The following is a 19,484-nucleotide window of genomic DNA, read 5'->3' as shown; positions in this document are numbered from 1 at the left end:
TAAGTCTATAGTAAAATGCTTATGTTTATTTTGCAATAGCTAACCGAGAATTTTTTACGGGACTTCTTGCCAGCTATGAATGTTCAGTGTCGGCCCCACTCGATCGAGAGTTACAATAAGTTTTCGAGTCACATTTTTACCTGCAGGGTCAACCGTACCAGTTGTGTTTATTACATAGTTGGGTGATGTGCCTGTGATTGTAGAGCTACAACTGGATTTTGCCGCCGTATCGATCGTAAAGTTGGCATTTTGAGGCGTTGGTAGCGCAATGTTCGCCTGTATGGCGGCCAGTGCCAGCTCGGCACAGCCATCGGCCGCGGCCATAGCTTGAGCGGACTGCTGGGTGCTAAGGCTGGTTTTGCTAGTGTTCACGCCCGAAAAAAGTAAAAGCAGGGCAACCACGCTACCAATAGCGGTCACAACAATTACGGTCATTAGGGTAATATAGCCGCTAGGTAGTGGCTTCTTCATCGTAGTGTAGTTGTCCCATAAAAGTTCTTTTGGTATTGCAGCTGGGGTTTATTTGCGGGATTATAGTAAGTTAGAGTAAAAGTTATATCGATCGAGTCTTTGCCGCCCGTTATGGTGCGATTAGTGAACAATAACTTACTAGCTGTCACACGCGAGCTGGTAAGCAAGCTGGTTGTGTTGGCACCCTGACGAAGCCGGATCTTGTTTACACTCTGGTCTTGGACTAAATCATAAACAGTTGGATTATTGGCAGCTATAGCAGTACTGAGAGACAACAAGGAGGCTGCGTTGCCAGTGGTTGGTGAATTAACTGCAGCGGCATTACGAATAGCCTGTGTGATATTGGTTAATACTAGCTGACCCTGGTAATCAACCTCCTGAGTAATCTGATTTTTTATTTTCTGGTCGGCCGCTGAGGTAGCTACTGCCAGAATAGTTCCAATAATTAATGAAAAAATAGCGACATATAGCAATAACTCTACTAAGGTATACCCCCCTTTGCTGGAAGCTGGTTTTCTAAACCAATACATTAATTGTCCCATGAAAAATCAAACCAAACTGCACTGTTGCTTGGCCCATTAGCATTTTGGTTGGTCCAGGCTTTACCCGAGGGCGAACTGTAAATTGTGTTATCGGTGCCATTAAATACTCCGGTGTACAAGTTCTTGTTGGCATCGGCAACGATTGTCATTAGGTCGTCGGTATTTGGTCGTGCCACAAGCCTTGTTTTCTGTATAATTCCGCTGGCCGCCGGTAAACCCAAAACCGGGTTTACGTCCCAGCTGTTGGCAATAGAATCATAGCGCTTAAGCTTAGCGCTAGCGGTATTGTCGGAATACAATATCAGACCAAGATTAGAAGTTTTGGCTTCGTACGCCAAGTCAAGACTCAATTGTAATCCTGGAGCCGTACTGGTTGTGATTAGCTTGTTTGCAGGATCTTGCCAGCCGTTGGGACCGGGCGAGAACTTGTAGCAGTATATGGCCGGTGGGCTATCCTGATCTTTATCGCAACTAACAAAATCCGAAGCCACACTTGGCCGTGGGGCTTGAGCCAATGAGCCAATCGTCGAGCCTACTGGCTGGTTGTTTGAGTTAGAAACCGGATTCCAACTGCCAGAGCCCTGGCCGTCAGCTGTAAAGGTTCGAGCCCTTAGCGACCTGTCTTGAGTATTAACCGTATAGACCAGCGCACCAGTAGTTGGATCTATTGGGCTCCAATCAAAATCAATCTGCTTGGAGCTGTTACCAACCGAGTTAGAGGCATGCTTTACATAGCCTCGCCAGGAGCCATTCGAATAATAGTTGGAGTTTGTATTGTATTCAAAATCTAATACAGCCATCATAACCTCATTGGTTTGGGGGCGGGCTTTTACTACAATATTGCTTGGAAAATTACTGGTCGAACCCAGCGAGCCTACGTTAACGGTGGGCCCCCAGCTCGAGCCATTAAAGATTTTGGACTTAGGCGCATTGCTACCATCCGAGTAAACAGTCATAAACGACCCATCGGCTAGCCAGTCGCCACCAAAATTGCCAACATTGACATAGCTGGTCGAATTCCACTGTGCCAGTAGTTGTGGTGTACCCCAGGCTGAGCCATTCCAATAGGTAGCATAAAAGTATTGGGTGGTGCCATTGAAATGTCGAGTTAATAACATTTTGGCCGAGCCAGTTTGAGCCGGAAACAGCTTTACCGACCGAGCCGCCTGGTTGGTTGTGCTAGGGTCTACATCGGGCAAGGGGCTGGCTGTAGTCCAGGTACCGTCCAGCTGCAGCTGGCGGTATTTTATGCTGTCGCTGGTTGTGCCGCCGTCGGCATACACAAATAAGCCAGACTTATTTGCTGGTGCCGTTGGCTGGCGCCAGTTGGCAAAGTAGGTACTAACCGTAATATTACTGGTTCTGGTTAAATTGTGAGCCCAAGCTACTGTTACATTAACCGCCCGTGACCCGTTCGGACCATCACCAAAAATTACCTTTCTTGTATATTTTCCGTCTATCAATTGTGGCGCAGTAGTTAATTGCCACTGGTTGTTGATGGTTGAAACATAGTAGGTTGTGCCGTTGGTAAAACTAGAGAGGTTCGAATAATTGGGGTTGGCAATATTGCGAACAACCTCAATACCACCATTGGCCAATTCAACTGCTCTAACCCTATCACCAGCCTGCCTCACAGCATCACGCCCATACACGAAAGCACTCAACATAATCGTGCCAAACAAAGCAAACACACCTACCGCTAATAATATCTCAATTAGGCTAAAGCCGTTTTGCCGCCTGTGTGTTCTACTATCCTTCAATATTCTATTACCCCCTTGGCATTAACGGTTACAGTTTTGGTATCGCTGTTTTTCTGAATAGTCGATGAGCCTGTGGCAATCGGTGTGCCGGTAAAGGACGAGAAAACATACTCGTTTGTGCCCGAAGTTGCAATTGTGGGTGAAATACCAAAAACTTCATCTTTGGACTGAATCCGGCTAGCATAGCTGTTGCCCTGAAAGACCGTAATGCTGCCGCTTTGGATATAAACTCCCCAATTTCCGCCGTTCTCACCATTGCGGGCTAAATTCTGAGCTCTGTACAAATCTTGCACGATTGCGCTAGCTGCTACATCTAGATCATTTCTTTGAACATATCGATTGAGAATGGGAATCGAAATCATAACCAAGATTGTTATTATGCCTGTTGCCAGTATTAGCTCTATTAGCGTAAAACCAGATTTTTGTTGATATGCTACCATAATACAAGTTATTTGATTCCACTCAGTAAGCCGTAGATCGGCAAGATGACCGATAGAGCAACAAACAACACACCCAGAGCTATCAATATCAAAATTATCGGCTCAATTACCGTCTCAAGATTCTGAGCAGCAATTTCAACTTTTTCATTATAGATAGTGCTTATTTTCAGCAGAGTGTTCGATAAGTTACCCGACTTCTCAGAACTAGTTATAAGCATGCGGATCGGACCGGGAAACGCCTTACGGTCGTTTATCTTCTCGAAGGTGTCTTTAAACGACTGGCCTTCTTCTATGTTTTGCTTCATAAATTCAGCTAGTTTTTGATATCGAATGGTGGCAAATGAATCGTGTAACGAATCTAAAACCTCAACAATTGGCAAGCCGGCATCGAGCAATGAACCGGTTATAAACCCAAAGCGAGCTATTTCAGATTCATACATAATTGTCTTAACACCTGGCAGTACAAACAGAATCTTCTCAGCCACCAGCTTAACTGGTTTAACATAGACAATGCCTAGGCCCACAACAAACAAAACTACAAAACCAACTAGAGTAATTAGTATGCCCCAATGAGACCAAAAAATACCAAAGCCAATCATTATTTTAGTAAGTAGATTAAGCTGAACATCCAGGCCTTTAAATATCTCTGCTAGCTTAGGCAACAAAAACAAACTTATGCCGCTACCCACAAGCACCAGCATAACGATCAAAAAAGCCGGGTAGATTAAGGCTGAACGGATTTTGGCATTGAGAGAATTTATACGATGAGTCTGATCAGACACAACCCTTAGATTCTCGGCCAACCTACCTGATTCTTCGCCGGCCTTAATTAGCGCCACCGACGAAGACCGCAATATGCCCGTCTCGCCAACCGCCTTCCAGAGCGGTGAGCCTTCGTCAACCTCATCACGCATTTGCAAAATCGCTTTTTTTACTTTCTTGGTGGTGATCTCCTTGGCAATAATGTCTAGACTCATGGCTACTGGCACGCCAGTCGAGAGCAGCATGCTCAGTGTCTCAGTAAAATATTCTTTGGCATCTCGACTAGCCGAAACGTGCGTGAGTTTTCTAACCTTTTTGGCCGGCTTTGGCTGCTGCACTTTTGCAACTGGTTTGGCAAATGCGTTCTTTGGAGCCGAACCCGAAGATACAGCTGGATTCAGCGCATCGACTTTAGGGGTACTATTTGGGTTCAGCAACACGTAGTAGTTCCTCCAGAGTTGAGCGTCCGTTCAATACTTTTACTATGCCGTCTTCGAACAAGGTACGGGCGCCCTCCTTTTGGGCTTGTTCCCATATTAATCGACTCGACGGATTCTTTACTATCAACTCCTTGATCGATGGCGAAACAATCAGAATCTCGTAAATTGCCACTCGTCCTTTGTAACCAGAATAGTTACAAGACTCACAGCCCTCGCCATAATAGAGTGTAACCTTGGGCTTGTGGAAATATCTTTCGGCATTGGGTATGCGCTTTTTTAGCTGGTCAATATCAGCTACAAAACTTTTTGTGCAGATTTTGCAGATTGTGCGCATCAACCGCTGAGCTATAACTGTATTTAGTGTAGAAGCCAGCAAGAACGGCTCAACCCCCATGTCAATAAACCGCGGTATGGCTGTAGCTGAGTCATTGGCATGAAATGTCGAAAATAACAAGTGCCCGGTAAGTGCGGCATTGACGGCCATCTTAGCAGTCTCTCGATCGCGAATCTCTCCTACCAAAATTATATCTGGATCCTGACGCACAATTGTGCGCAGCCCTTCAGCAAAGTTTAGCCCGGTAGCACGGTTCACTTGAATTTGATTAATGCCAAACAGTTTATACTCCACCGGGTCTTCAATAGTGGTAATGTTTATGTCAGAACTATTTAAAAGCTTAAGCATAGAATATAGTGTAGTGGTTTTGCCCGACCCGGTGGGTCCGGTGGTAACAATCATGCCAAATGGTCTATGAATCTGTTGGTTAATCAGGCGCAGGTCGAACACATTGAAGCCTAGATTTTTGAAGTTAAGGTTTTTGGAATTACCGGCCAGCAGGCGCAGGGCCACAGTCTCACCATTTAGTGTCGGTACGATTGAAATACGAATATCAACAGAAACTTCGTCTATACTGTAGCGAATCGCCCCGTCTTGACTTGCACCATGTACATCTATTGGCATCTTGGCCTGTACCTTTAGGCGGTTTAGAATGCTGTCGTAGTACTTGAGTGGCAGCTGGCCTGCCTCACGCAATACACCGTCTATGCGAAAGCGAATCAGAACCACACTCTCTTCTGGCTCCAGGTGAATATCGCTAACATCGAGCACCAGAGCATCTTTTACAATTTCATCAATTATATCGGGAGCTACGCGATCTTGTTGTTGAATTATCTGGTTAAACCGCGTGGCTAGTGGCGTGCGGTAGCGAGCCAAAACCACATCTATATCTTCACTTAGCGAGTAGGCCAGTTCAAATCTTAGTCCGCCAATATACTGTGCCAGCTTTTCTTTAAGCCCCGGCTGTTTGGGCTGATCGGTCACAAAAATTGCTCGGGCACTGTCTTTGTAGTAATAAACAACCCGATTTTCGGCCGTAACGTTTTTGGGCACCAGCATAACCAGCTCTTTGAGCGGTTGATTACTATCTAGATCAATGTAGTTAAGGCCATAATAGCGGGCAACTGCCTGGCCAATGTATTCCTTATCGGCAACGTTTTGCGAGATTAAATAATCGATAAAGTCGATGTTGTGGAGCTTAATAAGATGTTCAATGCTGGCTAACTGCTGAGCATTAAGCTTTTGATCGCGCACCAAGCTCTGTTTAATGTATTTCTCAGTTTGGAGCTTGGTGTTTTGAGCTTCAGCAATAGTTACGCCGCCTGCGGTGTTGGTCCTATGGTCTTTGGTACCAGAACTCACCTGAGTTTCAGGCTGGTTATTGGTTGGTTGATTTGATTGATTTTGGTTTATTTGATCCATAGGTAGCAAAAAACGGCCATAATTATGGTTATGCTAATTATACCCTATTCAATTACCAAAAAAGACCCTTTTGGGTCTTTAAGCACAGCCGTATGGCAGGTAAGCGGCTACGCCTTCTCCATTCGCTGCTCGCCAAATACAAATGCATTTGTATTTAAGCTGCGCGGCTCACTCCACCGCCCCCGCGTCGCGGGTGTTAATCTCTCATCCAACAAAAAAGAACCAACATTGCTGGTTCTTTTTTGTTGGCAGGGGCTAGTTGTATCGTTACGAACAGTTGCAATAGCCTCTAATGAAGATTATACAGTAAAAGATTTGGTCGATACATTTGAGCTGTCTGGTAAGTTACTAACTGTTTAGTAGTTTACCTGATAGGTTAAAGCTAGTGTGTCGTGTAATTATCGTGTTTTAAGGATTGCTGCTTTCCAAATATCCTCTGAAAACTGTACAAAACCGCTTTCTTCCCAGGCGTCTAAGATATGCATTGCCCAATCGGCAACGCTTTGCTGGCTACAGTAACTCCAATAAATCGCCATATAAACCAAATAGGTAGTAAGTGTAACAAGCTCCGTTTGGTTATGGTCATTGAGCATTTTATTTAGTAAGTACCCAGTATCGGCCTTGTTCATTTCTGCTACTAGCCCAAGATAGCCCACAGTACCTGCAATATCCATTAGGGGGTCGCCATAGATTGCCAAACTAAAATCAATAATGGCAACAATTCTGGCATCTTTCTCCATTACGTTAGCTGGGAAGTAATCAAAGTGGACAAGTTGTGGTTTGCCACTGTAATCTAGTTTTGCTAGTCGGTCGCTAAACTTATTTAGAATTTTCTTTTGTTCTTCTGGCTTAAAATCCCAATTCACTTTTTGCTTGGCTGATTTTTGCAGAAAAGTGGTCCAGTTTTTTGACCTAGGCTTTTCTATATGAATTGCATCACCGAAAAGTACATGCTTCTCTTTCTGTAATGTGTGTAACTGTTTAGCTCGCAAATAAAAATCATCTAGTGCTTCTTGTCTTAGTCTGCCTTGCAGAATTTTTAGACTTTTGCAGAAGTCTTGGCCTTTAATACGCTTTTCAATTGTATATAGCGACTTATGAGAAGTACCAAACTCAAGTATGGCTTGCTCGGTAAGCCCAGCTGAACTCCAATTGAGACTTTTATATAGCTTTTGTAGACCGACAAGATTCTTACTAAGGTCGTTATTCTTGTAAATCTTAAGAACTCTACTAGCATCGAGTAGGTAAACCCAAGCTTCACCACCTTCACCAATAAAAGCCGATTCTTTTAGATTGAAGTCTTTTAGAATTGCTTGCTTCATGATGTCACCCCAAACGTCTTTCCATCAATAACTGATAGCTCCTTTGTAACCCCGATGGCATCTAAAAAATACTTGTCGTGTGAAGCAACAACTATTGCTCCTTTATATTCGCTTAATGCAGCTTCAATTTCTTCACGGGTTTCGATTTCTAGATGATTAGTTGGCTCATCTAGTATAAGTAATTGGTTCTGACCAAGTAACAACTTCGCAAATGCTACTTTGGCAATCTGGCCTCTTGAAAGCTCTGATAGTGGCTTTTTCAAGTCTTGTTCTGTGATATGCAAACTCTTAGCCTGCTCAAAGCAAACTTGAGGCTTAGCCCCAGTAGATAGAAGGTCGGCAATTCCTGTTTCAGATAGATTTAAGCCAGTGGCCTCCTGTGAAAAGTACCCAAATTCAAGGTTGTTTCCAAGCTGGACACTCCCAGAGTCAGGCGACTCAATACCAGCCGCAATCTTGAGTAATGTACTTTTACCCGAGCCATTCACACCTGAAACCCAGACTCTTTCGCCGCCATAGACTTCAAAACTCAAATCACTTAAAACAATATGACCATCAAAGCTTTTCGATAGCGATTCAACTTTCAGAATCATCTTACTGCTTGGGACAGAACCTTCTAGCTCGACTTTGTAGGATTTTCGTTGCATCGGTCGTTCAACGTCATCGAGCTGCTCTAGCCTGGACTCTAAGGCACTGGCTTGCTTGTCTAGCTTAACTGTCACTCTGTTTTTGAAGAAGGCTTTGGCAAACTTATCGTTGTCTTTTTGCTTAAAGTTACTTTGAACATGGCGAGCTTTCTCTTTCTGGGCCACGATTGTCCGCTTGAGCTTCTTCTGCTCTAGCTGGCTTTTCTCGCACTTATCAAGCTGTGATTGATACTCTAGCTGCTTTTGTTCTCTGTAAAACGAGTAGTTACCACCATAGTTTTTTGCTTTCCCATTATCCAACTCGACAATCCTGTTAACTGATTCGTCTAAAAATCCTCTGTCGTGAGATGTCAGCAAAACACTTCCTCTGAACTGTTTTATAAAACTCCTTAACCATTTCAATCCTTCAGCATCTAGATTATTAGTCGGCTCGTCGAGCAATAATACTGTTGGTTCTGGTTCAGCCAAGAGTAAAGCTGCTAGCCCAAGCCTTGTTTTTTGACCACCACTCAAGCTATTGGCATTTTTCTGGACATCAATGCCTTTTAAGCCAACCAAGTCCAAATTTTTATCTATTTTCCACCCAAGATGTTCGGCAGGTAGTTTTGATTGTAAAAACTCCTGAACTGTTTGTTCGCCAAAATCACTATGCTGTGGTAAATAGCCAACTATTTCATCGCTCGTCTGAACGGTACCGCTATCAGGCTTGATTTCGCCTAATATAATACGCATAAGAGTAGTTTTTCCAGCTCCGTTTTTACCCACTAGGCCGATTATCTCCTGAGGGTTTACGCTAAGTTCAGCCTCATCGAGAACAGCCTTATCTTTATATGTCTTTGTTACGTCTTTCAAAATAATCATAGTTATCTCCATAATACACAAAAGCCGAGCATGTAATCACATAAGCACTCGGCTTTTTTTGTTAACTATTTGATTATTGGATACTGGCTCAATTGAGAAAGCACCACATTTGCAATTTGCTCATGTGATTATTAGTTTTGTCTCAATTGTTTTGGGGCCATATGTTACCTTATGTATCCTTTCTGTCGCAGCCACTATACCACTAACCATATGCGAAATCAACCCCAGAAATCATTAATTACCTAAAACGCTTTTGCTTATTTGTTATGGTTGTAATATACTAAAGATACAAATGACTCGTCTTCCGAACTGTCACCGTATGGTGTGCGTGCTTGGGACAACCAAGATAGGAAGCGAGTTTTTTATTTGAAATACCAAACGTCCTCGATACGCTGCTTAACGACACCTATATACTGTTGGCAATCCGATTTACTAGTCGTCGAACGTAGTAGCGAACCTGCAATCATATCCGCTAACTGAATTAGATTGTCTCCTTTTGAGTTAACAAACTTCATATCTTTTAGAATACTACTTTTGGAATTAACATGGGTTCGAAAATAAGTGGACGCCGCTCGCTTATAAGCACGGTCTTCATGCCCGTCAAGTCGGATTCTAGCTTCTTTTATAGAACCATCACTTTTGGACAAAACCTCCTTAATCATATAGTTGTAGAATGAGTTCTTATTGGTCTTCAGCTCCTCGCTACGAATAATAGACTTATCCGCAATAATTGCTCGTACTCTAAAGTTGCAGCTTTTTACTTCTTCTAAAAACTTAAGTCTTATTGCCTTTGTGGTCTTGTTAAACTTAAATTCTCTATAATCACGCCAACCGAGAGAACGTCGTAATCGCTTAATACGCAATGCTGTTTCTTCCGCATCTAGGTTATCATCAAAAATAATACAAGCTATAACGAAATGCTTGCTAGAACCTTTTCCCAGTTTAAACCCAGCATCACCAGAATCATCAATAAAAACGAGCATTCTATGTTAGCCTAGGCATTATTGTCATTATCAAGTAATTTCAGAATATCTTCTCGTTTATAACGCCGTAGCTTCTTTGTGCCAATTCGAGCAGGCTTTAGAATGCCTTGCTTATCCCAATTGCGTAGAGTATTGGGATGAACCTTGAGTAGTTTTGCTGCTTCGCCTATGGTAAGTAGTTCAGTCATAACATTTCCTAACAATAGTATACAATTATAAGGTATAATTTTACCAATATAATTTTGAAAGATGTGATGAGTGCTATAGAAAAACTGTGGACCGTGGTTTACACGATAAAAGAAGCTGACGCTTTAACATCATCTAAGGAGCCGTGTACGGTAACTATTGAATCTGTTTCGTCTATGACAAAAGACGATGTAGATAAAATACTCCGAAAGCTTGATAAGGATGAAAGAGTTATAAATCTGATAAACGTACCTGATAGCTGGTCGGTTATTAAGCCTAGTAATGACCCCGACGCTTATAAGTATGTTATGGGCGTCTTGCCGACTTTTCAAAAGTTTTTTGAGGACACATACAGACGCTATCACCAAGGTATCCATAAGCTAGGTACAAAGAATTTCCTCGCTATTCACGAATTAGTTTTAGACATTGAGCAAGAAATTGAAATGACCAATAGTAACGAGGTAACCGTTAATGTACTCAACCGAGTAGTACGGTTTCCTATCCTTTTCCCAAAAGACAGCCGATACTTTCGTGATGAGTATTGTGACTTGAGGATAAAAAGTGCTGAGTATTTGAAAAGGCAGGGTGCAATCAAATCCTGTGAGGTAATCGAAAATCAAGGCAGCGGCTGGGATGCAAAACTAAAGATTGAATTTGATGCGTTTGCATTTGATGGCTTTGCCGATAAAACCAAGGCAAGATATAAAGAAGAGTTTAGCTCTCAATCTTCAGATGGCAGAAAAGCAGAAGCCGTGGATATACCTGAAGAAAAAACTATGTCCGTAGAAAAGCACGATACCACTTCAGCTAAAGTTAACTTTGACCCCAAAGCAAGCGTCCTGAGCTTCGGTGAAAAAACATGCGATATACCAGATGAAACTCTTGAATACTACCTCTGTAAACTGGCGTTTAAAAACAGACGGGCTGCTGTAAAAGAGATTGACATACTTGAGCACAGTACAAAAAGCCAGGACAGTAAACGACCAGTTTATGATGCCGTGTTACGTGTAAACAAGAAGGCCAGTGAAAAGCTTGGGATACCGAAACTATTTTACTATAAGGCAGCGAAAATTCGAATGATGAAACAATACCAGCAGTAAAGTGTGAGTGAAGTTTGAGTCAGTGAGCGTCTAAGCCGACTCGTATAAGCAAAGAGTAGTCTCTATTTAGAGGCTATTTTCATGTCCAAGAATCAAAAACCAGCACAAATACTTGACGAGGAAGCTATAGGAAACTTGGCTGGTCTTTTTGATGTGTTAATAGAAATGGACCTCGGGCTTAAAGAGGACGGTCCCAATGTCTGATGTCACAGAAGTACAAATCTTACCAATTAAACCTACAAATGGCTTGGTAGCTTTTGCATCAATTGTGATTGATGGTTCGATGTACCTCGGCTCAATAGCGGTCTATGTAAGGCCAGATGGTTCATTTAGGATAACTTACCCCACAAAAAAGGTTGGATTGCGTGAACTACAAGTTTTTCACCCAATAAATCGCTTAACGGGCCAACTTATTGAGAACGCCATTATCGAAAAATGTAATGAAGTTTTTAAAGGAAGTGACAATGATAGACACAGTGAAACTGGTTATCAAGATGAAAGATAGACCAGACTTTTCTGGGTTCACGCCCGACATACGTATTAGCGAAGAATACCGTGGTGTATTTAAAGCAGTTAAGAACCCATCAGCCAGCACAAAAAAGCTTGGTATTTACCAACCTAGACTAACTTATACTCAGCGTCCAAAACAAAATAACTTTTTGGAGCGTGAACTTTGTATCGAACTTTCGCTACCGAAATTACTTTTTAATAATAACTTCGATGAACTATGTGATTCAGATTTTGAACAACTAGTTTCAAAGCTACAAAGCACACTTCAACAAATGAATGTATGGCTATTTAAGCACCAAATAATCAACGCTGAGGTTCGTGCCATTCACTTTGGTAAAAACATACCATTTCGTGACTATACTTCTTGCTCGTCTATTCTGACCAACTTAAACAAGGTAGACATTTCAAAACGATTAGATGTTCAAAAAACCAACTTCCGTAACGGCGGTCATATACTCCATTTTCACCAAAACTCACTAGATATTGCCTTTTATGATAAGAAGGCCGACCTCGAACAGTCGGCAACTAGCGAAAAACGCTCATTTGAAAACGACAACTACATACAGCTTGATTTACTGGACGCTCTAAATACTCAAAAGCCACTGTCGTTACTTCGTTTTGAGGTAAGGCTTGGTAACAAGCGTATGATTGGCTCTTACCTTAAAAAGTCTGGATGCGATGGAGACTTAACATTTAAAGAATTATTTAGCGAAAAAGTGGCCCAAGCTGTGCTCACGCATACCTGGGAAAAGTTTCGAAACAATATGCCGTTAGTTGAGTTTGATAAAGGTTATGAAAATCTACTCGCAAATATCCTTAAAGACCAGAGCATCAAACCCCAACAGGCTTTAGCGAAGTTTGGACTACTGATTCTTACAGCAGACTTAGATTCACGACAGGCCAGAAAGCTTTTAGACGATAGGTTCGGCAAACACGCCTGGAATCGACTCAAGTCATTGAGCCGTGACCCGCCCCAGCAACAATATGAAGCCGTATTGGTAATCGACAAATTCTTAAGCCAATACGAACCCATCCAACTTAACTATAAGATTATTTAATTGTTACCACTTGTTATGTATTGTTATGTGGTAATATAGAAGAAAGGTATAACAATGAAAAAGAAAGCTTTCCTAATAGCCCGTGTATCAGATAAAGAACAACGCAAGGCATTGCCTGCACAAAAACTAAAATTAGTTAAATATGCTGAAGAACAAGACTTTGATTATGAACTAATCAAGTTTGATGAGTCTGCATATAAATCAGACAGACGAAAATTCGCCACGTTCATAAAAAATAAAATTGAATCCTATCCCGATAACTGCATTGTTGTCTTTGATAAAATTGACCGTTTTAGTCGAGATTCAAGCCAAGAAGAAGTTCGGTTATTTAATGAGCTTCGGCTAAAAAACAAGATTGAGATGCATTTCCCATCTGATAATCTTGTTGTTACAAAAGAGTCACCAGCGACAGACTTATTTCGGCTAGGAATTGGACTGGCACTGGCTAAATACTATTCTGATTCGATAAGTGACAATGTCAAACGTCGTCTAGAACAGCTAGTAAAAGAAGAAAAACAATGGCCAGGCAAAGCACCTATTGGCTACACGAATAAACGTCTATCCGAAAAAGAAACTACTATTGTCCCAGACCCAGAACGGGCCAAGTATATTGTAAAAGCATTTGAGCTTCGCACTCAAGGCATGGCAGTTGATGCTATTACTAAAATACTCCGAAAAGAAGGCTTACAGAACAACACAAGCCTATCTCGGCCAATATCTCGCAGTCACGTAGGTAAGATACTACAAAACCCGTTCTACTATGGCGTATTACACCCGACGAATATGACAAACGTGTAAAAGATATGAAGACCAGACAGCAAGAGTTAAATGAACAGCTGGCTAGCCTCACTAAAGATGATAAAAGTTTTCTAATAACAGCATCATATCTGTTAGAAATAGCTCAAAAAACAGCAAAACTCTTCACAAGTTCGAAACCAGCGTTACAAAACAAATTACTAAGGTTCGTATTTTCGAACTTAAAAATGGACGGTAAAATCGTCCATTACAACCTGAAAAGTCCGTTTGATATGATACTTGATTGTTCGAAAAATGCGAATTGGCAGGGGTGGCAGGAGTCGAACCCGCGACCTTCGGTTTTGGAGACCGACGCTCTAGCCAACTGAGCTACACCCCTTTAATTCGATTGAACAAATAGAATTTCATTCTCTTATTCAATCGGGTTAGTCGCAATAGAACCACACTATTTTACCAGAAAAGCACTACTTTTTACAGGTTACTTACTCTCTTTGTGCAGGGTTGTTTTACCACACTTTTTGCAAACTTTTTTGAGCTCTAGCCGCTGGGTAGTATTTAGAGAGTTCTTGCTGGTGCGGTAGTTGCGGCTGCCACAGACCGAGCATTCTAAGGTAACTTTAGCACGAGGCTTCTTCATGTCTAAGTCTTTTTGCCTCCGCCTTCGGCGGACTCGCCCTGCTTAATAGCTGCTGAAATCAAAAAGTAAATAATAAGTCCTGGAATAATACCAGTGAGTACAATAAAAATCACCGCCACAATCCGTACCCAAACCGGACTGAGCTGATAATACTCGGCAATGCCGCCAGAAAGACCGGTGGCCTTTTTGTCGGATTTAGAAAGTTCTAATTGAGCTTCTTTTTTCTTGGGCATGTCTATAATTATAGCAGCATCACGTCCAATTGCGGATTGAAAAAGTGCCTCAAATTTGCTAGACTGTAATCTGTTTTATGCCACCCTAGCTCAGGGGTAGAGCACTTCCATGGTAAGGAAGGGGTCGCGGGTTCAAATCCCGCGGGTGGCTCCATGTGCCGGGTTACCGAAGTGGCCAAACGGGGCTGACTGTAAATCAGCTGGCTTTATGCCTTCGGGAGTTCGAATCTCTCACCCGGCACCAGCCGACGTAGCTCAGTGGCTAGAGCAGCTGTTTTGTAAACAGCAGGTCGTGGGTTCGAATCCCACCGTCGGCTCCAGCAATTATTTATTGGCCCGTATCTGTATTAGCGGACTTTTTTCAATCGGCGGGGTGGCTCTATGGCTGCCCGGGCTCGCATATTATTGGGCTCAAGTTTAAGAATCTTACGAAACATAAGCTTGGCCTGCTTGTCGTCTTTGGCGTGCAGGTAGGCTTCGGCCAGCAGTTGCATAATTGAGATGTTTTCTGGCTCCAGATCGAGAGCTTTTTGCAATGTTTCTATCTGAGCCTCATATTTGTTCATAACCCTGTAGATTCTAGCCAGGGCTATCAGACGGCTGGCAGTTGCCTCTATGCCAATAGATTTTTCTAGCGCAGCGGCTGATTTTTCGAACTCGCGGTTTTTAAAATACATCATGCTCAGGTTGTGGTAGCTGGCAGCATTTGGGTAGTTATCGGCTACAATCTGAAAACACTCAATGGCATCGTTAATGTTGCCCAAGTTGGAATAAACAAAGCCCAGCCGACTATAAGCCAAACTATTTTTGTGGTCGAGCTTGAGCACCTTTAAATAGGCTTTTTCGGCCGCTAGGTAGTTGTGCTCAGCGTAGTAGCGATCCGCAATCTCTAGCAAATCCTCGAGCTTGGTGTCGGTACTTGGCGCAGTTGTACTGGTAGTATTTACAAACACGGCCGCCAGCCAATTGCGTCGGTATACTACCGCGACATAGCTCAACACCACTACAGCCAACATCAAAACCACCTCAAAAATCATGCCAGCTCCAAGCTCAGATTTTCGAGCACCAGGCGGCTATTTAAATTATGCTGTAAGTTTTCTTGGGCCTTCATTATATTCTTTAAGTTACTGGCCGTATCTAGTATAGAAAATTTTGTGCGTAAAATATAGATTAAGCCATCAATAAATTCGACCACATTTTCCCCTGCATGAACTTGCTTAGCTACCAAAAACCTTTGGGTTAAAGTGCCACCCAAGAACTCCTCGGCTCGGCTCAGCGTGGCCTGCTTTTGGCCCAGCACCCCTGGATCTTGCAACAAGCGGAGTGTGCGAGCCGGTTGACCCTCGGCCAACAGCCGAGCTTGCTCTACTAAGTTAGCCTGGTAATCTTTGTGCAAGGTTTGTTTTAGCTGCTCAGCAGCGGGCTTCATAAACCACACCAGCTGGGTGCGCGAAATAATGGTTGGCAAGACCGCCCCTATTTGTGAGGTTGTCAACACAAACACTGTATCGCTCGGTGGCTCTTCTAGGGCTTTGAGTAGTGCGTTGCCCGCCTCAACAGTTAAGTTCTCGATGTGGCTAGCAATAACTACCTTGGGGTGTTTTTGATCGTAACTGGTAATCGACAACCGCGCCACCACCTCTTTAACCTGGGCAATGGTAATGCTTTTTTTGCCCGACTCGCACCTTAGCAAAATCAAATTCGGTTGACTCGCGCTCTTATCTTTCAACCCCAAAAGTTGGCCAGCCAGCCATTCGGCCGCCATTTGTTTGGCCGCCCCGCGCGGGCCAATTAGCAAGTAGGCGTGAGCCGGGTGCTGAGCTGAGAGCTCCAACTGCTGTTTGGTTTGGGGGTGTAGTAGCTCGATAGTTTTCATTGCTGGTCTAAGCCGTTCAAAAATTCTTGTAAATCGTGGCTCAGTGGTGCCTCGAAACTCTTTTTTACTCCTAGTGCAACTTGTAACTCCAGAATGTAGGAATGCAGAAACTGTCTACTTAAGCCCTCTGGCATTGGCTTGCGGCCATATTGAGTATCGCCCACCACCGGATGGCATAAGTGGGCTAATTGTACACGAATCTGGTGGGTTCGGCCAGTCATCAGCTCAATTTGGAGCAAGTCAAAGTCACTAAACTCTCGTTCAACAGCATACTCCGAAACCGCCATCTTGCCCGCGTGACTCACACGCATGGTATTGCCTTTTTGCAAACTACGAGCAATCGGCAACTCTAGTCGAGCTCGTGCGTGCGGCATACGCCCCCACACCAGGCTCAAATACTGTTTGCGAACTGCGCGGTCTTTAAATTGAGCCTGCAAAAATTCTTTGGTTTTTGGGTTACGTGCCAAAATCATTACACCCGAGGTATCTTTGTCGAGCCGGTGCACAATGCCCGGCCGCAGTTCATCGGCATCTTCAACTTCTGATTTAAAAATGCCAGCTACCGATGGCTCATTTGGTTTCTCGCTTGTTGGGTGGGTCAACAGCCCAGCCGGCTTGTTAACTACAATTACATCGTTATTTCGAAAAATAACTTCAACATCGCCTTGCCCTCCCCCGCTTTGGACACGATTCTTCATGAGTTTAAACGTGGGTGCTTAAAGCATCGAGTTGGGTGCGAGTACCCATTACAATCAGTTTATCGCCAGCATAAATCATTTCTTTGCCCGATGGATTTACCCGGCTACCGCCATCGGCATTGTTAATAGCCAACACCGTCGCGCCGGTATTATGGTTAGCCAGTGTGCTTAAGCGGTCGCCAATCACCTTGGAGTGCCTGGGCACCACCAGTTCTTCGACCTGAAGTTCGGAGTTCTTGTTGGTACTTAGCACCTCCAAAAAATCGACAACATTGGGTCGTAATACCATGGCCGCCATATGAAAGCCACCAATTTGGCTGGGCTGAGCCACCTTATCGGCACCGGCCTGCAACATGCGCTCTTTGTTGGCCTCGTTATTAACCCTAGCCACAATAAACAACCCCGGGTTAATCTGGCGCGCGGCTAAGGTTACAAAAAGATTATGATAATCTTCGCCCAGAGCTGCTACCAAGCCTTTGGCCTTGTCGATCTTGGCTTTGGCCAAGACTTCTTCTTTGGTGCTGTCGCCCACAAAGGCTGTGTAGCCGCACTTAATGGCCTCTTTTACCTTGTCTTCGTCGCGATCGATAGCCACAAACGGCAAATGTTCGTCGGCCAGCTCGCGCGCCACCTGGCTGCCCACCCGGCCTAAACCGCAAATAATAAAGTGTTCTTTGGTGTGTAGTAGTTGTGCTTTCACTTTGTTCCTTTTTAGGCCATCGCCTAGGTTAATCATATAATCTGCCAGAATTTTTATCAAATAGCCTATGATCACCAAGCTGGAGACGATTAACCCCACTACTGTTAGCCTAGGTATTAAGCCCTTGGTATAGAAATTGTCGTGGTGAGCCAGCACCAAGTACACGCTTCGGTACAGCCCTTCAACAAAGCTTATCTGTTCGGTTAACGACAAGACTGTCGCTCCGGTCGCTATAATTAGAACCGAAAAGAATATTAGCTTACGAATTAGCTTGGCGTCTACCATAAGAGTATTATACCTTAAAATTCAACCAAAAACACTTGACTTTTAGTTTATTTTATTATAACATGTAAAAGCCTTAAGCTCATCTACAAAGAAAGTTGGTAGCAACGTGCCGATTGAAGCAACCAAGCAAGACTGGGAGTCAACCGTCGGATTCATCACGATGGGCGGTGTGAAAGTAAGTGGTGCCATTGGCAACATCCACGTCGCCCGCGAACGAATCGCTGCGGTCGCGGGGGTTGATGCCGATGGCCTCGAAGACCTTGGCGAAGTCGAAGACACCCTACGCGAACTCGAGCAGAAGATCGAGAAGCTCAAGACCATGTTCGTCGGACAAGCCGAGAGCTTGCCCGCCTAGCAAGGAGAGGAAATGCCCAAGACTACGAAAACTGCCGATCAACTCGGGGCCACACTCCGGAGAGACTTCGCCGCTGGTTTCGTCTCCCTTGCCCAAACCGCTGCGGAGTTCGCTCTGCAAAACAAGGTTGGGATCGATGACATCATCGCAGCCTTCCTCATTCGATGCAACGAGAACGACGTCGGACTGCTGTACAAGAGTGTGCACTTCTACGGGTACAAGTTCGACCCGATCACGGTCACACCAGAGAACGTTCGCACCTACCAGCGCGCGATCGTGAAGTCCGCATTCTGGTACGCCTGCAGAGGCGATCTTCCCGTGGCCCGGTGAGAAGAACGCCATGCGCAAGAAGTCCTGAACTTCGGCCACCCGGCTCCCGTATACACGGGGGCCGGCCGAACCAGAGCTTAGAAGCTTATTCTAAGTTGCGGTTTGGTCAAAAATGTACTTGATTTTTATGTGCTTTTATTGTAATACCTATCTCGACGGACGGTCCGTCCTGGTACCAATTGGCTACAATGAGGAGAACCCCATGGCCAACAACATCAGTATTACCCATCCAAACGATCGGCAGGTGGTGTTCGACACCGCCTTCGGGTTCGAGGACGAGCGCCTGAGCAAGATCTTCACCATCACCGAGGGGCCATCGATCGAAGAGATCAGCGGCTTCATGGCCAGGCTCTACAACGATGGTCCCTTCAATGGCACCTCGAGCTTCGAACTTGTTGGACGAACCACCGACCTCCCAGACCAGGATACAACTATCAGTGTCTGGGCTCCAAGGATGCGTATCTACGAAGACAAGACGATGTCAGGTTTCTCGAAGTGGGTGAACCGGCGAAGGTGTGAGCTCACTATCGACGTACCTGTGCCTACTGGCACTGCTATCCGCAGGGGTCAATACACGTTCGTCTACGCGGGCCCAGGCAGCACCTTCATCTACCGCCGCTAAAAACGCCTCCGAAGCGATACGCAATGAGCGGGTACCCTTCGGGGGCCCGACTCAGAGTTTAGAAATCATTCTAAATTGTGAGTCGGCCAAAAACATATTACAACACATTGAACACTTAGATTGTTCGATCCTAATCTGTTGAGCAATCAAAAAA

General features: G+C 44.1%; 24 protein-coding genes and 4 tRNA genes. 11 read left to right on the top strand and 17 right to left on the bottom strand.

Annotated elements, in window-relative coordinates; genetic code table 11:
- Window positions 1-54 precede the first annotated feature (54 nt).
- Genes HYX70_00375 through HYX70_00350 form a run of 6 tightly spaced genes read right to left on the bottom strand, consistent with a single transcriptional unit; the run spans window position 55 to window position 6,171 of the window.
- Window positions 55-471 (bottom strand): hypothetical protein, encoded by a 417-nt coding sequence (locus HYX70_00375; GenBank protein MBI2797738.1) that lies wholly within the window; start codon window positions 469-471, stop codon window positions 55-57.
- Window positions 468-1,001, bottom strand: a complete 534-nt coding sequence (locus HYX70_00370) for a prepilin-type N-terminal cleavage/methylation domain-containing protein (protein MBI2797737.1) — start codon at window positions 999-1,001, stop codon at window positions 468-470. The genes HYX70_00375 and HYX70_00370 overlap by 4 nt, the downstream gene beginning before the upstream one ends.
- Window positions 1,001-2,773 (bottom strand): type II secretion system protein, encoded by a 1,773-nt coding sequence (locus HYX70_00365; GenBank protein ID MBI2797736.1) that lies wholly within the window; start codon window positions 2,771-2,773, stop codon window positions 1,001-1,003. Before HYX70_00365 ends, HYX70_00370 begins: the two co-directional genes overlap by 1 nt.
- Entirely contained in the window at window positions 2,770-3,213 is a 444-nt protein-coding gene (locus HYX70_00360; protein ID MBI2797735.1) for a type II secretion system protein, read from the bottom strand. Before HYX70_00360 ends, HYX70_00365 begins: the two co-directional genes overlap by 4 nt.
- A gap of 8 nt (window positions 3,214-3,221) precedes the next feature.
- On the bottom strand, window positions 3,222-4,415 hold the full coding sequence (locus tag HYX70_00355; GenBank protein MBI2797734.1) for a type II secretion system F family protein: 1,194 nt from the start codon (window positions 4,413-4,415) through the stop codon (window positions 3,222-3,224).
- Window positions 4,396-6,171, bottom strand: a complete 1,776-nt coding sequence (locus HYX70_00350) for a type II/IV secretion system protein (protein ID MBI2797733.1) — start codon at window positions 6,169-6,171, stop codon at window positions 4,396-4,398. Before HYX70_00350 ends, HYX70_00355 begins: the two co-directional genes overlap by 20 nt.
- 30 nt (window positions 6,172-6,201) lie before the next feature.
- On the opposite strand from HYX70_00350, the gene HYX70_00345 reads away from it, so the two are divergent.
- Window positions 6,202-6,531, top strand: coding sequence for a hypothetical protein (locus tag HYX70_00345; protein MBI2797732.1), 330 nt, complete (start codon window positions 6,202-6,204; stop codon window positions 6,529-6,531).
- A gap of 38 nt (window positions 6,532-6,569) precedes the next feature.
- Here HYX70_00345 and HYX70_00340 read toward each other — a convergent pair whose 3' ends face one another.
- The 4 genes from HYX70_00340 to HYX70_00325 form a co-directional block, all read right to left on the bottom strand.
- Window positions 6,570-7,493, bottom strand: a complete 924-nt coding sequence (locus HYX70_00340) for an aminoglycoside phosphotransferase family protein (protein MBI2797731.1) — start codon at window positions 7,491-7,493, stop codon at window positions 6,570-6,572.
- A complete protein-coding gene (locus HYX70_00335; GenBank protein ID MBI2797730.1) occupies window positions 7,490-9,001 on the bottom strand; it encodes an ABC-F family ATP-binding cassette domain-containing protein in 1,512 nt (503 codons plus the stop codon). The genes HYX70_00340 and HYX70_00335 overlap by 4 nt, the downstream gene beginning before the upstream one ends.
- Before the next feature lie 362 nt (window positions 9,002-9,363).
- Window positions 9,364-9,984 carry a DUF3800 domain-containing protein gene (locus HYX70_00330; protein MBI2797729.1) on the bottom strand — a complete coding sequence of 207 codons (621 nt, stop codon included), beginning with the start codon at window positions 9,982-9,984 and terminating at the stop codon, window positions 9,364-9,366.
- An 11-nt stretch (window positions 9,985-9,995) separates the two neighbouring features.
- The gene (locus HYX70_00325; protein MBI2797728.1) at window positions 9,996-10,172 is read right to left on the bottom strand and encodes a helix-turn-helix domain-containing protein; all 177 of its coding nucleotides are present in this window, start codon (window positions 10,170-10,172) and stop codon (window positions 9,996-9,998) included.
- A gap of 54 nt (window positions 10,173-10,226) precedes the next feature.
- On the opposite strand from HYX70_00325, the gene HYX70_00320 reads away from it, so the two are divergent.
- From HYX70_00320 to HYX70_00305, 4 genes are all read left to right on the top strand, one after another.
- Window positions 10,227-11,270 carry a hypothetical protein gene (locus HYX70_00320; GenBank protein ID MBI2797727.1) on the top strand — a complete coding sequence of 348 codons (1,044 nt, stop codon included), beginning with the start codon at window positions 10,227-10,229 and terminating at the stop codon, window positions 11,268-11,270.
- Between the two features lie 196 nt (window positions 11,271-11,466).
- On the top strand, window positions 11,467-11,775 hold the full coding sequence (locus tag HYX70_00315) for a septation protein SpoVG family protein (protein MBI2797726.1): 309 nt from the start codon (window positions 11,467-11,469) through the stop codon (window positions 11,773-11,775).
- Window positions 11,747-12,838: a hypothetical protein gene (locus tag HYX70_00310; GenBank protein ID MBI2797725.1), complete on the top strand. Its 1,092-nt coding sequence runs from the start codon at window positions 11,747-11,749 to the stop codon at window positions 12,836-12,838. Before HYX70_00315 ends, HYX70_00310 begins: the two co-directional genes overlap by 29 nt.
- Before the next feature lie 54 nt (window positions 12,839-12,892).
- Window positions 12,893-13,636: a recombinase family protein gene (locus tag HYX70_00305; GenBank protein MBI2797724.1), complete on the top strand. Its 744-nt coding sequence runs from the start codon at window positions 12,893-12,895 to the stop codon at window positions 13,634-13,636.
- Window positions 13,637-13,896: 260 nt separating this feature from the next.
- On the opposite strand, the gene HYX70_00300 is transcribed toward HYX70_00305, so the two are convergent.
- From HYX70_00300 to HYX70_00290, 3 genes are all read right to left on the bottom strand, one after another.
- Window positions 13,897-13,973 (bottom strand) — tRNA-Trp (locus HYX70_00300).
- A gap of 99 nt (window positions 13,974-14,072) precedes the next feature.
- Entirely contained in the window at window positions 14,073-14,231 is a 159-nt protein-coding gene (gene rpmG / locus HYX70_00295; protein MBI2797723.1) for a 50S ribosomal protein L33, read from the bottom strand.
- Window positions 14,232-14,233: 2 nt separating this feature from the next.
- Window positions 14,234-14,464 carry a PspC domain-containing protein gene (locus HYX70_00290; protein MBI2797722.1) on the bottom strand — a complete coding sequence of 77 codons (231 nt, stop codon included), beginning with the start codon at window positions 14,462-14,464 and terminating at the stop codon, window positions 14,234-14,236.
- A 79-nt stretch (window positions 14,465-14,543) separates the two neighbouring features.
- On the opposite strand from HYX70_00290, the gene HYX70_00285 reads away from it, so the two are divergent.
- The 3 genes from HYX70_00285 (at window position 14,544) to HYX70_00275 (ending at window position 14,784) form a co-directional block, all read left to right on the top strand.
- Window positions 14,544-14,618, top strand: a tRNA-Thr gene (locus HYX70_00285).
- Window positions 14,619-14,621: 3 nt separating this feature from the next.
- A tRNA-Tyr gene (locus tag HYX70_00280) sits at window positions 14,622-14,708 on the top strand.
- A tRNA-Thr gene (locus HYX70_00275) sits at window positions 14,709-14,784 on the top strand.
- Window positions 14,785-14,811: 27 nt separating this feature from the next.
- Here the strand turns inward: HYX70_00275 and HYX70_00270 are convergent.
- Genes HYX70_00270 through HYX70_00255 form a run of 4 tightly spaced genes read right to left on the bottom strand, consistent with a single transcriptional unit; the run spans window position 14,812 to window position 18,023 of the window.
- A complete protein-coding gene (locus tag HYX70_00270; protein MBI2797721.1) occupies window positions 14,812-15,501 on the bottom strand; it encodes a tetratricopeptide repeat protein in 690 nt (229 codons plus the stop codon).
- A complete protein-coding gene (locus HYX70_00265) occupies window positions 15,498-16,340 on the bottom strand; it encodes a hypothetical protein (GenBank protein ID MBI2797720.1) in 843 nt (280 codons plus the stop codon). Before HYX70_00265 ends, HYX70_00270 begins: the two co-directional genes overlap by 4 nt.
- Window positions 16,337-17,038: an RNA pseudouridine synthase gene (locus tag HYX70_00260; protein ID MBI2797719.1), complete on the bottom strand. Its 702-nt coding sequence runs from the start codon at window positions 17,036-17,038 to the stop codon at window positions 16,337-16,339. Before HYX70_00260 ends, HYX70_00265 begins: the two co-directional genes overlap by 4 nt.
- 4 nt (window positions 17,039-17,042) lie before the next feature.
- Window positions 17,043-18,023: an NAD-binding protein gene (locus HYX70_00255; protein ID MBI2797718.1), complete on the bottom strand. Its 981-nt coding sequence runs from the start codon at window positions 18,021-18,023 to the stop codon at window positions 17,043-17,045.
- A gap of 106 nt (window positions 18,024-18,129) precedes the next feature.
- On the opposite strand from HYX70_00255, the gene HYX70_00250 reads away from it, so the two are divergent.
- The 3 genes from HYX70_00250 (at window position 18,130) to HYX70_00240 (ending at window position 19,330) form a co-directional block, all read left to right on the top strand.
- A complete protein-coding gene (locus HYX70_00250; GenBank protein MBI2797717.1) occupies window positions 18,130-18,378 on the top strand; it encodes a hypothetical protein in 249 nt (82 codons plus the stop codon).
- A gap of 12 nt (window positions 18,379-18,390) precedes the next feature.
- Entirely contained in the window at window positions 18,391-18,708 is a 318-nt protein-coding gene (locus HYX70_00245; protein ID MBI2797716.1) for a hypothetical protein, read from the top strand.
- A gap of 202 nt (window positions 18,709-18,910) precedes the next feature.
- A complete protein-coding gene (locus HYX70_00240; GenBank protein MBI2797715.1) occupies window positions 18,911-19,330 on the top strand; it encodes a hypothetical protein in 420 nt (139 codons plus the stop codon).
- Window positions 19,331-19,484 lie beyond the last annotated feature (154 nt).

The organism is Candidatus Saccharibacteria bacterium (genome assembly GCA_016191105.1).
Lineage (GTDB): Bacteria > Patescibacteriota > Saccharimonadia > CAILAD01 > BJGX01 > JACPPH01.
This window is presented reverse-complemented; position numbering and strand designations above follow the sequence as displayed.

Excerpts from the sequence above, each read along its gene's own strand:
- HYX70_00375 (MBI2797738.1), bottom strand. The coding sequence starts at position 471 with ATGAAGAAGCCACTACCTAGCGGCTATATTACCCTAATGACCGTAATT.
- HYX70_00370 (MBI2797737.1), bottom strand. The coding sequence starts at position 1,001 with ATGTATTGGTTTAGAAAACCAGCTTCCAGCAAAGGGGGGTATACCTTA.
- HYX70_00360 (MBI2797735.1), bottom strand. The coding sequence starts at position 3,213 with ATGGTAGCATATCAACAAAAATCTGGTTTTACGCTAATAGAGCTAATA.
- HYX70_00350 (MBI2797733.1), bottom strand. The coding sequence starts at position 6,171 with ATGGATCAAATAAACCAAAATCAATCAAATCAACCAACCAATAACCAG.
- HYX70_00345 (MBI2797732.1), top strand. The coding sequence starts at position 6,202 with ATGCTAATTATACCCTATTCAATTACCAAAAAAGACCCTTTTGGGTCT.
- HYX70_00340 (MBI2797731.1), bottom strand. The coding sequence starts at position 7,493 with ATGAAGCAAGCAATTCTAAAAGACTTCAATCTAAAAGAATCGGCTTTT.
- HYX70_00335 (MBI2797730.1), bottom strand. The coding sequence starts at position 9,001 with ATGATTATTTTGAAAGACGTAACAAAGACATATAAAGATAAGGCTGTT.
- HYX70_00330 (MBI2797729.1), bottom strand. The coding sequence starts at position 9,984 with ATGCTCGTTTTTATTGATGATTCTGGTGATGCTGGGTTTAAACTGGGA.
- HYX70_00325 (MBI2797728.1), bottom strand. The coding sequence starts at position 10,172 with ATGACTGAACTACTTACCATAGGCGAAGCAGCAAAACTACTCAAGGTT.
- HYX70_00315 (MBI2797726.1), top strand. The coding sequence starts at position 11,467 with ATGTCTGATGTCACAGAAGTACAAATCTTACCAATTAAACCTACAAAT.
- HYX70_00305 (MBI2797724.1), top strand. The coding sequence starts at position 12,893 with ATGAAAAAGAAAGCTTTCCTAATAGCCCGTGTATCAGATAAAGAACAA.
- rpmG (MBI2797723.1), bottom strand. The coding sequence starts at position 14,231 with ATGAAGAAGCCTCGTGCTAAAGTTACCTTAGAATGCTCGGTCTGTGGC.
- HYX70_00290 (MBI2797722.1), bottom strand. The coding sequence starts at position 14,464 with ATGCCCAAGAAAAAAGAAGCTCAATTAGAACTTTCTAAATCCGACAAA.
- HYX70_00270 (MBI2797721.1), bottom strand. The coding sequence starts at position 15,501 with ATGATTTTTGAGGTGGTTTTGATGTTGGCTGTAGTGGTGTTGAGCTAT.
- HYX70_00265 (MBI2797720.1), bottom strand. The coding sequence starts at position 16,340 with ATGAAAACTATCGAGCTACTACACCCCCAAACCAAACAGCAGTTGGAG.
- HYX70_00260 (MBI2797719.1), bottom strand. The coding sequence starts at position 17,038 with ATGAAGAATCGTGTCCAAAGCGGGGGAGGGCAAGGCGATGTTGAAGTT.
- HYX70_00255 (MBI2797718.1), bottom strand. The coding sequence starts at position 18,023 with ATGGTAGACGCCAAGCTAATTCGTAAGCTAATATTCTTTTCGGTTCTA.
- HYX70_00245 (MBI2797716.1), top strand. The coding sequence starts at position 18,391 with ATGCCCAAGACTACGAAAACTGCCGATCAACTCGGGGCCACACTCCGG.
- HYX70_00240 (MBI2797715.1), top strand. The coding sequence starts at position 18,911 with ATGGCCAACAACATCAGTATTACCCATCCAAACGATCGGCAGGTGGTG.